At 48.9% G+C, this 626-nt stretch carries 1 protein-coding gene; it reads left to right on the top strand.

All coding sequences use genetic code 11. The features are described 5' to 3' along the window. Window positions 1–626, top strand: a 626-nt coding sequence (locus AC1DVH_RS32405) for an outer membrane protein transport protein (protein WP_477757211.1), incomplete at both ends; no start/stop codon positions are given.

Below are 626 nucleotides of genomic sequence, written 5' to 3'. Positions count from 1 at the left end.
TATTTGGCCACAGGAGCTTTGAATGATGGCAAGGACACGCAGCTTACTGTAAAAGGCAATGATACTGCAATTGGCTATAACTTGGGCCTGATGGTTGATATGAACGAATCAACCACGTGGGGATTAACTTATCACTCAAAACTTGACTTCCATGTTGATGGCCACACTAAAATAAGCGACAGTCCCGGAGCACTTGGCCTCGATGGAAAATACAACAACAAGATGGATGTGACACTACCAGAGTCAGTGGATACATCATTCACCCATCGCTTTGATGAACGCTGGACTGTTTACGCAGGTGCTATCTGGACTCGGTGGAGTCGAATCCAGAGGATTGAAGCAATCAATAGTGGATTACCCTCCCCAGGCCAACAGTCAGGATTCGGTGCCGTTGGAGACGACTTCAAACTTCATGATACCGTGTCGACAGCCATTGGCGTCTCGTACCAACTCTCTTCGCAGTGGCTACTTCGCAGTGGCTTGGCTTCTGATCCTTCGCCGGCCCGCAACTCCGACCGAAACGTTCGACTTCCAGTAGGAAACCGAAAAGCCTTGGCTTTTGGTGCCGCTTACTCACCCAACTCTGATCTGACTATCGATATAGCCTATACCTATCTATGGGAGTC

Source organism: Pseudomonas sp. P4_C3 (genome assembly GCF_056402075.1).
Note: the sequence above shows the minus strand (reverse complement) of the source record. Positions and strands in the feature narration are given on the sequence as shown.